This is a genomic window from Bacteroidetes bacterium endosymbiont of Geopemphigus sp. (assembly GCF_002904345.1).
In the GTDB taxonomy this organism is placed as follows: domain Bacteria; phylum Bacteroidota; class Bacteroidia; order Flavobacteriales; family Blattabacteriaceae; genus GSPS2-BC2016.
Window position 1 is genome coordinate 62,890 of sequence record NZ_PEIH01000005.1, and the last position, 15,504, is coordinate 78,393.

Annotated in this window: 15 protein-coding genes; 3 read left to right on the forward strand and 12 right to left on the reverse strand. The window is 38.5% G+C overall.

Annotation, left to right across the window (positions count from 1 at the left end; genetic code table 11):
* Positions 1–12: 12 nt before the first annotated feature.
* The 6 genes from dapB to CS842_RS01560 all read right to left on the reverse strand — a co-directional run bounded on the left by dapB (position 13) and on the right by CS842_RS01560 (position 4,039).
* Positions 13–720, reverse strand: a complete 708-nt coding sequence (gene dapB, locus CS842_RS01535) for a 4-hydroxy-tetrahydrodipicolinate reductase (protein ID WP_103327116.1) — start codon at positions 718–720, stop codon at positions 13–15.
* Positions 721–725: 5 nt separating this feature from the next.
* On the reverse strand, positions 726–1,277 hold the full coding sequence (locus CS842_RS01540; protein WP_103327119.1) for a DUF5683 domain-containing protein: 552 nt from the start codon (positions 1,275–1,277) through the stop codon (positions 726–728).
* A complete protein-coding gene (locus tag CS842_RS01545; RefSeq protein ID WP_103327122.1) occupies positions 1,274–2,143 on the reverse strand; it encodes a ParB/RepB/Spo0J family partition protein in 870 nt (289 codons plus the stop codon). Before CS842_RS01545 ends, CS842_RS01540 begins: the two co-directional genes overlap by 4 nt.
* Complete coding sequence (locus tag CS842_RS01550) at positions 2,130–2,906, reverse strand: ParA family protein (RefSeq protein ID WP_103327124.1); 777 nt, start codon at positions 2,904–2,906, stop codon at positions 2,130–2,132. The genes CS842_RS01545 and CS842_RS01550 overlap by 14 nt, the downstream gene beginning before the upstream one ends.
* Positions 2,907–3,335: 429 nt before the next feature.
* A complete protein-coding gene (locus CS842_RS01555; RefSeq protein WP_103327127.1) occupies positions 3,336–3,584 on the reverse strand; it encodes a hypothetical protein in 249 nt (82 codons plus the stop codon).
* Entirely contained in the window at positions 3,584–4,039 is a 456-nt protein-coding gene (locus tag CS842_RS01560) for a carbon starvation CstA family protein (RefSeq protein WP_195909824.1), read from the reverse strand. The genes CS842_RS01555 and CS842_RS01560 overlap by 1 nt, the downstream gene beginning before the upstream one ends.
* 70 nt (positions 4,040–4,109) lie before the next feature.
* On the opposite strand from CS842_RS01560, the gene CS842_RS01565 reads away from it, so the two are divergent.
* The 3 genes from CS842_RS01565 to secA all read left to right on the forward strand — a co-directional run bounded on the left by CS842_RS01565 (position 4,110) and on the right by secA (position 8,359).
* Entirely contained in the window at positions 4,110–4,688 is a 579-nt protein-coding gene (locus CS842_RS01565; protein ID WP_103327131.1) for a hypothetical protein, read from the forward strand.
* 44 nt (positions 4,689–4,732) lie between these two features.
* Positions 4,733–4,951 carry a DUF2795 domain-containing protein gene (locus tag CS842_RS01570; protein WP_103327133.1) on the forward strand — a complete coding sequence of 73 codons (219 nt, stop codon included), beginning with the start codon at positions 4,733–4,735 and terminating at the stop codon, positions 4,949–4,951.
* 66 nt (positions 4,952–5,017) lie between these two features.
* Complete coding sequence (secA, locus tag CS842_RS01575; protein WP_103327135.1) at positions 5,018–8,359, forward strand: preprotein translocase subunit SecA; 3,342 nt, start codon at positions 5,018–5,020, stop codon at positions 8,357–8,359.
* A gap of 97 nt (positions 8,360–8,456) precedes the next feature.
* On the opposite strand, the gene menD is transcribed toward secA, so the two are convergent.
* The 6 genes from menD to prfB are packed head-to-tail and all read right to left on the reverse strand — an operon-like array spanning position 8,457 to position 15,002.
* On the reverse strand, positions 8,457–10,154 hold the full coding sequence (gene menD / locus CS842_RS01580; protein ID WP_103327137.1) for a 2-succinyl-5-enolpyruvyl-6-hydroxy-3-cyclohexene-1-carboxylic-acid synthase: 1,698 nt from the start codon (positions 10,152–10,154) through the stop codon (positions 8,457–8,459).
* 6 nt (positions 10,155–10,160) lie between these two features.
* On the reverse strand, positions 10,161–10,892 hold the full coding sequence (fabG, locus tag CS842_RS01585) for a 3-oxoacyl-[acyl-carrier-protein] reductase (RefSeq protein WP_103327139.1): 732 nt from the start codon (positions 10,890–10,892) through the stop codon (positions 10,161–10,163).
* A 15-nt stretch (positions 10,893–10,907) separates the two neighbouring features.
* Positions 10,908–11,609: a (d)CMP kinase gene (gene cmk / locus CS842_RS01590; protein WP_103328001.1), complete on the reverse strand. Its 702-nt coding sequence runs from the start codon at positions 11,607–11,609 to the stop codon at positions 10,908–10,910.
* 14 nt (positions 11,610–11,623) lie between these two features.
* The gene (speB, locus tag CS842_RS01595) at positions 11,624–12,469 is read right to left on the reverse strand and encodes an agmatinase (protein ID WP_195909825.1); all 846 of its coding nucleotides are present in this window, start codon (positions 12,467–12,469) and stop codon (positions 11,624–11,626) included.
* A gap of 13 nt (positions 12,470–12,482) precedes the next feature.
* On the reverse strand, positions 12,483–13,874 hold the full coding sequence (locus CS842_RS01600; protein WP_103327143.1) for a type III PLP-dependent enzyme domain-containing protein: 1,392 nt from the start codon (positions 13,872–13,874) through the stop codon (positions 12,483–12,485).
* Positions 13,875–13,916: 42 nt separating this feature from the next.
* A complete protein-coding gene (prfB, locus tag CS842_RS01605; protein ID WP_103327145.1) occupies positions 13,917–15,002 on the reverse strand; it encodes a peptide chain release factor 2 in 1,086 nt (361 codons plus the stop codon).
* Positions 15,003–15,504 lie beyond the last annotated feature (502 nt).

A 15,504-nucleotide genomic window follows, 5' to 3' on the forward strand; every position in this document is an offset into this window, starting at 1 on the left:
TTATTAAATTATTTATGCATCGATGCTCAAAACCTCTTTCATAGAAAATACACCTTTTTTTTCGCGTATCCATTCAGCAGCTATAACCGCTCCCAGAGCAAAACCTTCGCGACTATGGGCTTTATGCTCTAAACTGATATCGTCTATAACTGAGCGATAACATACGGTATGGGTTCCGGGTGTTTGATCAAGGCGTTTTGAAGTGATCAGCAATTGATTTTCTACCTCTTTAGATTCCAAAATCCATTCCTTGGCAATTCCTTTTTCTAAAAGCATTTCAGCTAAGGTAAGGGCAGTTCCGCTAGGAGCATCTTTTTTTTCGATATGATGTACTTCGTGAATTTCAGCTTTGTATTCTTTATAAGGTGCTATTAATTGTGCGAGTTGTCGATTAATTTCAAAAAATAAATTGACTCCTATACTGAAGTTTGAAGCATATAAAAAAGCACCTTCTCTCTTTTTACAGAGTTGTTCTATATCAAGGCGTTTTTTAAGCCATCCGGTAGTACCACATACTACGGGAATATTATTCTCCAGGCAGATTTTTATATTCTCAAAGGCAGCTTCGGGGCAGCTGAACTCTATAGCTACGTCAATCCCATTGAGTGCCTGGCTATCAGGTGTATGATTGCTTGTGAGCGATATTTCATGTTGCCGCTTCAAAGCGATTTTTTCTATAGTTTTACCCATTTTGCCATGACCGATAAGAGCAATCTTCATTTGTTTTAAAATTTTATATTTAAAGAAATTCCTAAAAAAGGATCTGTATTATTCTTCGGAACAAGCGTCAGCTTTAGAGAGAATTCTTTTTCGTGATCCAGCTCGTAAAGGTTTGCGTCCACCAGTGCATCGATAATATTCAATACATAAGCTAAAGCCATCAGAATAACGGCGTAATTATAATATCGACTTGCTTGCTTCTGCGCTCTGGCAAGCTGTTCACGGATATATCTTTTTTGATCTGTTCCTGTGTTCACTGCAGTAATAAATCTACTGTGGTAACCATCATAATTTCTCTTATAGTATCCAATAGCGTAGGTACCCGTACCTAAAATCCCCCATATTAAGGGGATTTTCCAGTATTTTTTATTATAGGCCTGTCCTAAACCTGGCAAAGCTGTAGAATATAGCGCTGCCTGAACAGGTACGGGAGTCCATGATAAAGATTCAAGATTTTTCTGCAAATGAGCGGGGGAGGACTGTTGAATGGTCTGGTTATCCGTATTCTGTGACCATACCAAAAAAGGAAAGAACGTATAAAATAAAATATTTCTCATAAGAGCAATTCTTTAATACGGTCAAAATCTTTATCTGAATGAAAAGAGATAATAATTTTCCCCTTGCCTGAGATTGAACGTCGAATATCTACAGGGCTATTCAAATGTTGTGAAAGTTTTTGAAAATCCTTTTTCAATTCGTTTAGCAACGAAGCACTTGTTTTTTCCGGAAAGGCTTTTTTGTGATTCTTGACAAGCGCTTCGGTTTGTCTTACAGAGAGCTCTGCGTGAATGATTTTTTCATACAGATATAACTGTTGTTCAGGATCTTCCATATTGATCAAAGCACGTCCATGGCCCATGCTGATCACCTTATCGCGTATGCCTGTCTGGATAACAGGATCAAGCTTTAGTAACCTTAAGTAATTAGCAATGGTGACCCTCTTTTTGCCTATGCGTTGGCTAAGCCTTTCTTGGGTAAGACCCATTTCGTAGATGAGGCGTTGATAAGAGAGTGCAATTTCAATGGCGTTGAGCTCCTCGCGTTGGATATTTTCTACTAAGACCATTTCAAGCGTCTCCTCATCATCAGCTATGCGCACATAGGAAGGTATTCGATCTAAACCGGCTAATTTACAAGCCTGAAAACGCCGCTCCCCTGAGATAAGTTCATAACCTTCTTCTCTTTTCCTCACAGTAACAGGCTGAATTACACCTAAACTTTGGATAGAGGCTGTGAGTTCTTCTAAGGCGTTTTGATCAAAATTTTTTCGAGGCTGATCACCGTTAGGCCGAATATTATCAAGTTGTAGCTCTACAATGGATCCCAAGGATCCTATACCAGGTGTATCTTCTTTTTCCTTTAGTAAGGCTGATAAACCGCGTCCCAACGCTCTTTTCTTAGGAATATTTTCAGATGAGGACATCGTTGTTTTTTTTTAAAAGTTCATGAGCCAGGGTGAGGTAGTTAAAACTTCCCTTACTTTCAGCGTCATATTCTAAAATCGACTTTCCAAAACTTGGCGCCTCGCTCAGGCGTACATTTCTTTGAATAATGGTTTCGAAGAGCATATCGGGAAAGTGATTTTTGACCTCCTCAATCACCTGGTTGGAAAGGCGAAGTCGTGAATCGTGCATGGTGAGCAACAAACCTTCTATATCCAACGTATGATTATGCAGTTGTTGTACACTTTTAATAGTATTAAGCAATTTGCCCAGACCCTCAAGAGCAAAATATTCGCATTGTATGGGAATGATTAAGGAATCGGCTGCCGTAAGAGCATTGAGTGTGATCAGGCCTAATGAAGGCGCGCAATCTATGATGATATAGTCGTAGTTATTTTTCAATATTTTTAACGCCTCTTTAAGCATATATTCCCGCTTTGGACTATCGATCAATTCTAATTCGGCTGCTACCAGATCCATATGAGAAGGCATGATCCATGTATTGGGACACTGAGTAGGATGAATACCGTTTTGCGGACTGATCTGATTTTCAATTACTTCATAAGTTCCATTTCTAAGATCCTCTGGATTTAGCCCAATACCAGAGGTAGCGTTCGCTTGAGGGTCAGCATCTATCAAAAGAGTTTTCTTTTCTAGTGCCCCGAGCGCGGCTGTAAGATTAATGGCAGTGGTAGTTTTTCCCACTCCTCCTTTTTGGTTAGCAATGGCAATGATCTTCCCCATCCGATTATTGAAATGAGGAGCAAAAATACGATAAAAATATGAGCTCCTTGCTTCATAACTTCATTAAGAATCTCTGTAAATTTACTGTATTGGGTACTTTTGAACGAAACCGCTAATTTGTGGAATGGCAAGAGTATCTTATTGGGTTTTGAGTAAAAATACTCCCGAACAAATATCGCAATACACTTAATACTAATCGATGGCACTAAGTTCGATGTCTTTTTCAAGAGTAAAATTTTTTTTAATCCCAAACATTGGGATGTAAAAAAGTAACGTGTAAGAAATATGGCTCAGGCTTCTCAAAGAGATCTAATCAGTACCACTTTTAAATTGAGTGCATGAATGAAGATGATAGCCGATATGAACAGAAATTCGAATAATGTGTGTGTCTCTCCACAAAGAATATAACTCCATTAGCCTTTGGAAGCTTTATATAACTATTATTTTTTCAATGTAGATATTATTGGTATTGCTATTCATTCCGTTAGTTCCATAGGTATAGTAACAAACGTGAAGCTTATCGCCTTTCCTCAAATAAACGATCTGATCAGCATTACTATCGTAAAAAACCCATCCATTACCAAATCCCCCGGTGGTTCCGTCAAAAGCCCTCTCGAAAGGATTGTTCTTCAATCTGACGCGGTAAGTCAATTTGTAAGCGCCATCTTGATCTGCCATTATCGTTCCGCTTTTAGAATTGTAAACGATTTATCATGTGTTTTACTGATATGATTGTATAAGGATAAAAGAGATCTGGAAAAAGACCGAAGACTTGTTACCACTTTGGGTAAATACCCCATTTGTACAGCTAATACGGGACATATTAGTGGACCCGCACCGGAAATGGCTGCGAAATGGTATCCAAAGAATGTCCATTTATTGGTAGGTATATAATCCATTCCATCGTTGTACTTTTGCGACAGGGTCAAGCGTTTTTTATCAAACCCAAGGACTTTATAAGCGACAAATCGATTAATAAAAACGATAAGAAATCTTATATATACCGCCACAGAAGCTATGATGATCCATGCGGCGTTGATCGATTCTCCACGATGCAAGGCAATCAGTCCAGGAGCCAGGGCGCCAGTTAGCGCAATGAATAGCCAAAGAAGGATTTTACTGAGTTTTTTCATGGGAAAAATTTCCAAGAATGTATATATTTTATAATAAATCGTGAAAAAAAGCAAAAAAAATGTTTCATCGATGAAAAAGAACATCTGTCTATACAATTTTAGTTTTTTTACGGGAATTTTTTTTCTCACTTGCGAACAGCAATGCCCGGAAAAATCTGAAGAATCGCCAAATATCTTTGAAGAAAAACAACTGACCTCTAAGGCTGTCACTTATCAAAAAGCGCTTTTTATAGATGGTGAGCTATTTCAGACTTTACATGGATTTATTAATTGGTCCTTATGTGAAAACCATTTAGATCCTGAACAAGCCTACTATACAGGTTTCTATTTTTCCTATACGCCTTATCAGCAAAAAAATCAGAAACGCTCAATGCGATATCCGCATGCTCATAATGTGCTTTTTCCCAGAAAAAACTTACAAACCTATTGGTTTGATCCGCTCTTGGGAGCGAGAGTGTGTTTAGCTAACAAAGCTTTTTTCATAGAAATCGCCACAGGTTTGAAAGTACCTTTGTATACCAATAAGCGAGAGGTCACATACCCTTTGATCCTATCGGGCTTCGGAGAAGCCTTAAATAGCGTAAAATGTTTTTTTCGATGGGGTTTATTCTATAAGAATTCCTCTTGGTTTTTTTTAAAATTCCAATAAAAAATTGACATCTATAATTAAATTTTTATTTTAATATAACTTTTATGTATTGGACATTAGAATTGGCTCGCTATCTTGAAGACGCTCCCTGGCCTGCTAATAAAGAAGAGCTTATAGATTACGCGACTCGTAGTGGAGCTCCCTTAGAGTTGGTGGAAAATATTCAGCAACTTGAAGACGATGAAGAATATGGTTCTATGGAAGATATATGGCCTGATTATCCTACCAAAGATGATTATTTTTTTAATGAAGATGAATACTAAACTCGAATATAAAAGTATAATTTAAAGCTCATACTTTTTTATAAACAAGACACTAAATTCCATTCAATGAGTTTCTTAAATAAGATATTAAAGGGTTTCCTGGGAAACAAAAATGAACGAGATGTAAGAGAGGCTGAGAAATATTTGCAAAAAATTAAAGAACTCGAACCAGTTATTGGCGCTCTCTCTCATGATGAATTACGATCAAAAACTTCCGGGTTTAAAGATCATTTACTTAAACGTACCCAGAAGATTTCAAATGAGATCGATTCTTTGCAAACGCAAGTGCAAGCGGAAGAAGATGTTTCTCAAAAAGAGATCCTTTATGAAGCCATAGATGCTCGTAAAAAAGAATGCTATGAGGTTCATCAGGGAGTCTTGCTCGAGATCTTGCCTGAGGCCTTTGCGGTGATTAAAGAAACTGCCAAACGTTTTAATGAATATTCGAAGATTGCGGTTAAGGCTACGTCTTTTGACAGAGATTTATCTTCCCGTAAGGAATACGTGAGTTTACAACAAGATAGAGCTATCTGGAAGAACAGTTGGAACACCGCGGGAAAACCTACCGTATGGAATATGGTTCATTATGATGTTCAGCTCATAGGAGGAACAGTTTTGCATCAGGGAAAGATCGCCGAAATGGCAACAGGGGAGGGGAAAACTCTGGCTGCTACTCTACCTATTTACTTAAATGCGCTTACCTCAAGAGGAGTTCATGTGGTTACCGTTAATGATTATCTTGCTAAACGGGATGCCGCTTGGATGGCGCCCATTATGGAGTTCCATGGACTTAGCGTGGATTGTATAGATGAGCATTTACCCAATACTCCTATGCGTCGTCAGGCTTATGCTGCCGATATCACCTATGGTACCAACAATGAATTTGGGTTCGATTATTTGCGCGATAACATGGCACGTTCAGCAGATGAAATCGTACAGCGTGAGCTTAACTATGCTATAGTAGATGAGGTAGATTCTGTGCTTATAGATGATGCGCGCACGCCATTGATCATCTCCGGTCCGGTTCCACAAGGAGATCGCCAGGAGTTTGATGTACTTAAACCAAAACTTGAACGCATTGTTCAGCAACAGCGTCTGGAATTGGGAAAAACCCTCACTCAAGCCAGGGAGCTTATCAAAGCTGGCGATAAGAAAACAGGTGGTTTTAAGATTTTACAAGTACACAGAGGCTTGCCTAAAAACAAAACTCTTATTAAATTCCTGAGCGAGGAAAATAATCGCGTGCTTCTGCAGAAAACAGAGGGGAAGTATATGCAGGATAACAACAGAGAAATGCCCAAAGTGGATGCACATCTTTACTTTGTTATCGATGAAAAAAATAAAACCATAGAACTTACTGATAAGGGAATAGATTTTCTTTCGAAAGATGTTTCAGATTCACACTTTTTTATCCTTCGCGATATTGTCACGGAAATTGCTGAACTTGAGTCCACAAATCTACCTAAAGAAGAAGAAGATAAAAAAAAGGAAACTCTTTTAAAAGAATTTTCTATAAAATCAGCCCGTCTTCATACACTTAATCAGCTGTTAAAAGCTTACACGCTTTTTGAAAAAGATATCGACTATGTAGTTATAGATGGACAGGTGAAAATCGTAGATGAACAGACGGGTCGCATCATGGACGGTCGTCGTTATTCCGATGGTCTGCATCAAGCGATCGAGGCAAAAGAAAATGTTAAGATAGAAGCTGCAAGTCAGACCTTCGCCACTATAACCCTGCAGAATTACTTTAGAATGTACAGCAAACTTGCGGGCATGACAGGTACAGCTGAAACCGAGGTCGGCGAGTTTTGGCAAATTTACAAACTTGATGTGGTAAGTATACCTACTAACCAGGCGGTAAACCGCAAAGATCATCAAGATCTTGTCTTCAAGACTAAACGGGAAAAGTACAACGCTCTTATTAGTAAAATACTTAAGCTCTCTCAAGAGGAAAAGCGTCCTGTTCTTGTGGGAACTACCTCTGTAGAGGTTTCGGAATTGCTTAGCCGAACCCTAAAACTTCGCAAAATTTCTCACAATGTGTTAAATGCTAAACTTCACAAAAAAGAGGCTGATATTATTGCAGAGGCTGGAAGTGCGGGGGTGGTAACCATTGCTACTAATATGGCGGGTCGTGGTACAGACATTAAACTTTCTGATGAGGCTAAAATTGCCGGAGGTTTAGCTATATTAGGAACTGAGCGGCATGATTCTCGAAGGGTAGACAGACAGCTTCGCGGACGTTCGGGACGTCAAGGGGATCCGGGAAGCTCTCAATTTTTTGTATCGCTTCAAGACGGATTAATGCGTCTTTTTGGATCCGATCGTTTATCTCGGGTAATGGATCGTCTTGGACATAAAGAAGGTGATGTTATACAGCATTCACTCGTTACTCGTTCTATTGAACGCGCACAGAAAAAAGTTGAAGAGAATAATTTCGGTATCCGAAAACGTTTGCTTGAATACGATGACGTAATCAATAAGCAGCGTGAGGTTATCTACAAAAAACGCAGAAATGCACTATTAGGAGAGCGTCTTTCGATAGATATTGCTACTGTCCTCTATAATACTGTACAAAGTCTTATTTCTGATAATAAAGAAATAAATGACTTTAAAAATTTTCAATATGAATGGGTTCGGTATTTCGCCATAGAAACCTCTATAAGTTCTGAAGATTTTAGTTCGCTCAAAGAGCAAGAACTCACGGATAGTCTTTACAAGAGCGTCATTGAAGTTTATAAACTTAAAAAAGAACACCTTGAAGAAAGGGTTTTTCCGATAATTACAAATGTTTACCAGAGTCAAAGAGATCGTTTTGAGCGCATACAAATTCCTTTCACGGACGGGATAAAAAGTATGCTTATAATAGTAAACCTTAAAAACGCTTATGAAAGTTCCGGGAAGAGCTTAATATACGAATTTGAACGTTCTGTCATTCTTGCCATTATAGATGAAAAATGGAAAGAACATCTTAGAGAAATGGATGAATTACGTAGCTCAGTGCAGAACGCTGTTTACGAGCAAAAAGAACCTTTGCTCATCTACAAAGGCGAGGCGTTCAATCTTTTTCATAAAACGATGAGTGAAATTAACAGAGAAACGGTTTCTTTTCTTTTCAAAGCGAATTTACTCTTGGAAGATCAGAAGATTGAAAAATCTTTAGATTGTCTTAAAAAAGCTCCTGATCTTAGGCTTGAAAGAAATTACCATGACCATCAACTTGATTCTTCCGATCAGAATTTGATCTTGGAATCTGTTATGCCTCGTCAGGCAGGAAAAAAAACAGGTCGTAATGATCGTATACACATACGTCATATGGCCACTGGCGAAGTTCGTCATATGAAATTCAAACAGGCCGAAGCTCTTATTGAAAAAGGTGAATGGATTCTTGAAAAAGAATCTTGAATTCAAGATTCTTTTTCAAGAATCCATTCACCTGCCACTAAAATAAAAACCCTACTTAACATAATATAAATTATGGGAAATGCTTTCTTACTTAACATTACATTTTAATCTTCTTATGAAGAGAAGAAAAATAATTCCTGAGTTGATGGGAATTATTATATTTTCTAGTGTTTACTTCCAGTAAATTTGCTTGAAGTTTGTATTCCGTAGGCTTCCAGAATTTTTTTAGCGCATTTCTTAAAGTTATTTCTGTATCAGCATACAAATAGCTCCAATGATGCATTTCACAGAGCGATTTTGCATTTAAACTGTGAGTTTTTACAAAATAATCCTCCAGGGCAGCTGACTGATCAGGTCCTGGAATAAAACGAAATATATCACCGCCTCCGTTATTGATGATAATAATGCGAAAATCCTCAGGGGTATAAGAATTCCAGAGCGCGTTGCTATCGTAAAAAAAGCTAAGATCCCCTGTGACTAATACCAGAGGTTTTTGGCAGGCAACGGCTGCTCCCATAGCTGTAGAAACACAACCGTCAATTCCGGCTGTGCCGCGATTGGCATAAGATATTACACTTTTCTTTCTCTTAAAAAGTTGTTGATAGCGAATAGCTGTACCATTACCTAGGTGCAGCAAACTTCCCTCGGGTATGGCTTGTAGAATTATCTCAAAAGCCTTTAAATCGCAAAATCTTGTTTTAGAAAGAAAAACCTTATGTTTTTGTGCGCGTTCTTTATCAAGATCAGTCCATTTTTTACGAAAATCTGAATTTAAACAAGTCTTGGGTAAGTTTTTTAAAAAAACCTCTGCGGGAAGACCCCAGTAAGTAGTAAGCGCATGATAGGTATCAGGCATCGGCCCGGCGTTTTCTTCTATATGCCAGTGGTGCTTAGAAGCGGCATCCCTTAGAAAATTTTTAATCTTTTTTGAAACGATACTTTTTCCGAAAGTAATTAATAACTCAGGATACAAATCTGCTTCTTTTTCTTTAGATACAGAATAAATCAGACGATCTATACATTCTATAAAGCCAACTCCATGAATATTCGATAAAGTTTCTGTTAATATGATCAGGGAAGGATCATTCTGACTTAAATCTTCCAAGATTATCTCCAGATCAGGCGAAGAATTTTGTTGTCCGATGAGGATCATTTTTTTAGGGTTATTTTTCCAGATTTCCTGATAAGGTTTCAGCAAAGAAGGATCTACAAAAACTCCTAGAGAAGGCACCGTAATGATTTTGGGTTTGCGCTTAATTTTATTTACTCTATTATAAAGAGGCTCGGAAAGTGGCAGATTGATATGCACCGGCTTTTTAAGTAAAAGCGCTGCATTGAGCGTCTCATTTACCAGATAGTCGTTGTACCATAAGCCTTTTTTTGAATGATCTTCAGTGAGTTGAACAAATTTAACGACGTGCCGACCAAAGAGATTTTCCTGTTGAATGGTTTGACCTTCACGAAGGTCTATAGATTCTTTTGGTCGGTCAGCGGTGAGAAGAATCAAAGGGATCTGCTGATAATAAGCCTCCACAAGGCTCGGGTAGTAATTAACAAGCGCTGAACCTGAAGTACAGTTAAGAACAACAGGAACTTGCAGTTGTTGAGCCATACCGAGGGCAAAAAAACCTGCAGAGCGCTCATCTGCTATACTATAGGTCTTAAAGGCGGGATCTCCCGTAAGGTGGATAATAACAGGCGCGTTTCTCGATCCGGGCGAGAGCACCGCATATGTGATATCCTTGGCTTTTAATATCTCTGCAATTCCTTGTACAACAGGATGGGCTGAAAACATAGGTCGTTAATGCATTCCTCCGTTAACATTCAGCACCTCAGCAGTTATATAGGAAGATAAATCTGAAGCGAGAAAAAGAGCTACTTTAGCGATATCCTCTGGAGTTCCGGATTTTTTTAAAGGAATATCTTTCAGCCAGTTTTTAACCACTTTTTCATCTAAAGAAGTCATTTCAGTAGCGATGAAGCCCGGAGCGATAGCGTTGCATCGAATGTTTCGCGAACCAAGCTCTTTAGCAACAGACTTTGTAAATCCAATAATTCCGGCTTTTGAGGCAGCATAATTGGCCTGTCCGGAATTACCGGTAAGTCCTACCACTGAGCTTATATTAACAATTGATCCGCTTTTTTGTTTTAACATAGGCTTGATAGCGGCTTTCGTAAGAAAGAAAAACGAGGTAAGATTGGTGTGCAGTACCTCTTCCCAATCTTTGCGGCTCATGCGCAAAAGAAGATTATCCCGGGTAATCCCTGCATTGTTCACCACGATATCGAGCTTGCCGGAATCTTTCGCGATCTGCTCCACGAGCTCATGCGTACCTTGTTCATCTGTAGCGTTAAGCTGATAACTCTTCACGCTTGATTCTAAGGTTTTCTCAATTTCCCGGACCTTATCAGCAGAATGACTATAGGTGAAATGCACTTGAGCGCCTTGATGAGCAAAAAGCTCAACAATGGCTTTTCCGATACCTCGCGAACCGCCTGTGATAATTGCTATTTTTCCTTCTAAAATTTTCATAACAGATAATAATTTTTATTCAGATAAATCAATAATAGTCTTTTTTGCGAGCTTAAGGATAATAGAAAGTTGTTCTTTCAGGTTCAGTGAACTATTGTCAATTTCAATGGCATCCTGCGATTTTTTTAAAGGCCCAATTTTTCTGTGAACATCACTTTCATCCCTTGCGGACAAGTTATTCAACACTTGCTCATAGGTGAGATGAGAATTTTTTTCACAAAGCTCTTTATAGCGACGATCAGCACGCACCGGCAAAGGTGCATTAAGAAAAATTTTTAGATCGGCTTTAGGAAATACGACCGTTCCTATATCTCTTCCGTCCATTACCACACCTCTTCCTCTCCCTAGTTTCTGTTGAAGGTTTACCAGTTTTTCGCGCACCTCAGGAATTTTAGCTACAAAACTGACGTTTTCAGAAACTTCCATAGTACGGATGTTTTTCTGTACCTCTTTCCCATTAAGTTGAATTTTATTAAGTCCTGAAATAGCATCTCTCTGAAAATTAATGTGGATATCCTTAAGTGAAGAAAGGAGTTGCCGTGTATCGAGGCCATCTTTTTTAAAAAATCCTTTTTTAATAGAAAACAAGCCTACCGCACGATACATAGCGCCCGTATCTATATGAATATAATTTAGCTTTTGAGCCAGTTGCTTCGCTAATGTGCTTTTACCGGTAGAGGAAGGTCCGTCTATAGCGATGATGATTTTCTTTGCCATAAGGGTAAAGTTATTCATAATTCAAAGCGGTAGCTCAATAATTTATAATAGAGCTTTGCCGCCAGAAAATCCGTGGAAGGCTCTTTGGGATTGGGAGCGAGCTCCACGATATCAAAACCCACCACTTCTTTTTGCTCAAAAACCTTACGGAGCAATTTTAAAGTGCTATACCATAAAAGCCCTCCGGGCTCGGGTGTTCCCGTGGAAGGCGCAATTGAAGGATCAAAGGCATCCAAATCTATGGTGATAAACACTTTCTTGCTCAAACGATCTATAAGCTTTTGTATCCAGTTTTCGTGTTCATCAAGTTTGTGGGCGTAAAAAATATTTCCTTGCTGTACGTATTTTTTCTCTTCGATATCCATGCTTCGAATACCCACTTGAACTAAAGGGCCTCTCCGAGTACTTTCATGTAAGGCGCAAGCGTGATTATAAGGCGTTCCTTGATAATGAGGTCTTAAATCCGCGTGCGCATCGAGCTGCAATACGCTGAGCGTGGGAAACTGCTCTCTGAAAGCTCGTAAGCTGCCTATGGAAATGGAATGTTCTCCTCCGATAAGAGTAACAAATTTTCCAAAAGATAAATATTCTTTAGTAGTGGTGTAAACTTTTTTAACCATTTTCTCGGCGCTGAAGTTCTCCTGAAGAGCCGGTGCTAAAAATATTCCTCTTTTGTAAACTTCAGCATCGGTTTCAATATCGTAAAGTTCGATATTTTCAGCCGCTTGTAAAAAAGCTGCGGGTCCTTTATCAGCTCCTTTTCCCCAGGTGCTGGTACCGTCATAAGGTATGGGGATTAGTACCACCTGGGAATTTTTAAACTTCGCGTACTCTTGAGGAATTCCGGCAAATGTCTTCATGTTTATCTTGATTTTAATAACCCAGAATATCTAGAACCTCTTCCGGGGTCTGCCCTTGTCGAAAAACCTCGTAGGTAAGCTTTCCTTGCACGTTGCGATCGATTAAGATATGTTTTGCTTGCGGAATAAGACAGTGATGAACCCCTCCATAACCGCTTATGGTATCTTGATAAGCCCCTGTATTGAAAAATCCTATGTAAAGCGGATCTTTTTCATGAAAATAAGGAAGGTAAATGGCGTTCATATGCTGTTCTGAATTGTAATAATCATCACTATCGCAAGTGAGTCCGCCTAGGAAAACACGTTCGTAAGCGTCATCCCAGCGGTTGACAGCCATCATAATGAAACGACGGCTGATGGCCCATGTATCAGGTAAAGTAGTCATAAAAGAGCTGTCGATCATATTCCATTTCTCACGATCATTTTGTCGTTTCTGGCTGAGAACCTTATAAAGAACCCCTCCACTCTCTCCTACGGTATAGGCTCCAAATTCGGTATATATATGGGGTTCTTTTACCTCCTCTTCTTCACAGAATTTTTTGATCTGATGCACGATTTCATTAGTCATGTATTCGTAATCGTAATCAAAAGAAAGAGAAGTTTTTATAGGAAATCCTCCTCCTATATTTAGCGCTTGAAGCTCCGGTGCGATTTTTTTAAGACGCGCATAGATACGCAAACACTTAAAAAGTTCATTCCAATAGTAAGCGGTATCTTTGATTCCGGTATTGATAAAAAAATGTAACATTTTGAGCTCTACCTGATCATTGTCTTTAATCTTTGCGTTATAAATCGGAATAATATCTTTATAACCGATGCCCAGACGAGAGGTGTAGAATTCAAATTTAGGCTCCTCTTCTGAAGCGATGCGTATCCCCACCTTAAAAGGTCCGTTGATTTGAGCTTGAAGTTGATCTACTTCCAGAGCGTTATCGAGAACAGGAATCGTATTCTTAAATCCTTGGTTGATCAATTGGGCGATATTTTCTATATAATCATTGGTCTTAAAACCATTACATACTACTTCGATGTTTTGATTGATTTTCCCTTTTTTATAAAGGTTACGAATGATATCTATATCATAAGTATAAGAGGTTTCTAAACTGATATCATTTTTAAGAGCTTCCTGCAGTACAAAAGAAAAATGAGAACTTTTGGTACAATAACAGTAAGTATAACCATTTTTATAATGATTTTTAGCGATAGCTTTTTCAAACCATTTTTGTGTTTGACAAATATTTTGCGAAATCTTCGGAAGATAACAGAACTGCAGTGGCGTTCCATTTTTTTTTATCAATTGCATAAGCGGTATGCCGTGGAATTCGAGTAGATTCTTTTCAATTTTGAATTCTTCAGTGGGAAAATCAAAAGTCTGATCGATAAGCTCTGAGTAGCGGATTTTCATTTATATACTACCAGGTACTGGATTAAATTACAACACCAAACATTATTTCTTTAAAATCATAAGAAATTCCTTAAGAAAATCTTCAAGATCTCCGTTCATCACGGCATCTACATCTGAAGTTTCATGACCTGTGCGAAGGTCCTTTACCAGTTTATAGGGATGCATTACATAATTGCGAATTTGGGAGCCCCATTCGATTTTCTTCTTTTGCGCTTCGATCTCGTCACGTTTGGTATGACGTTCCTGCATTTCTATTTCAAAAAGTCTGGATTTCAAAAGCTGCAGAGCTTTTTCCTTATTCTGAAGTTGCGAGCGCGATTCGGTATTTTCAATAACAATATCCGTAGGCTGGTGCCGCAAACGAACGCCAGTCTCCACTTTATTAACGTTTTGTCCTCCCGCCCCGCTTGAGCGGAAGGTTTCCCAGAGAATATCAGAGGATTTTATATCAATTTCAATAGCATCATCCACTAATGGATAGACATAAACCGAAGCGAAAGAAGTGTGTCGTTTGGCATTACTGTCAAAGGGAGATATGCGCACTAAACGGTGTACGCCGTTTTCTCCTTTAAGATACCCAAAAGCGTAGTCGCCCTCAAATTCTAAAGTTATCGATTTAATTCCGGCAACATCACCCGATACATGATGGATTTCCGTGATTTTATAATTATTCTTTTCTCCCCACATCAAATACATACGCATAAGCATAGAGGTCCAGTCGCAGCTTTCAGTGCCTCCCGCGCCAGAGGATATCTGAAGTACAGCACCCAATAAATCTTCTTCTTCAGAGAGCATATTCTTAAATTCGATATCCGAGAGGATTTTTTCAGTTTTTTCTGCTTGTGATTTTAGATCTTCAACACTGCTCTCTCCTTCTTTGAAAAACTCATAAAGCACCTCGAGTTCCTCTGAAGATCTTTTGGCCTGCTGATAGCTTTCCACCCATTTTTTCTTTGAGCGCAGGCTTTTCATAATCCCCTGCGCTTGTTTTGTATCATTCCAAAAACCGGGAGCGGCCGTTTTTTCTTCTTCATTGCTGATCTCCAATTGTTTATTATCAATATCCAGATAATGGTAAAGATTTTTTACACGCTCAATTAAGTTTCTGATTTGTTCTTGTGTGATCATATGTTCAATCCTTTGCAAAGGTATATTTCAAATGTTTTACTTTTATTATAAAAATCAATAGTTTATGAAAAATATTAATAAAAAAACACATGCAATAAAAAACTGGTGGCTGATTGCTTTGGATTTGTATTTGTGCTCATCGTGCTATGGGCAATAAACTTTTCTATAAGCGGCTTGCTTTCTTTAGGAATCTACCTGGGTATTCCTTAAGAGAATACCCAGGTCTTACCACCACTTTAATTATACTTTATATAGATCTTTTGGGTTTAATCTATGGGGGTTTTCACGCTTTTTTCTTCTTTTGATCAAAGACGCGCGGAAACTTTCAACTGGAGCCCTTACCCCTTTTTAGGTCGGTATCTACATACTTTTTAGCGTTTTTTATTGAGTCATCTATGGTTTACCAGTATGAACGTAATGTTTTTAATAGGTCTTGTTTTTATTACTATAGAATTTTTTAATATTTTTTTGGCATAAAATTAAGAAATATAAAACATATATT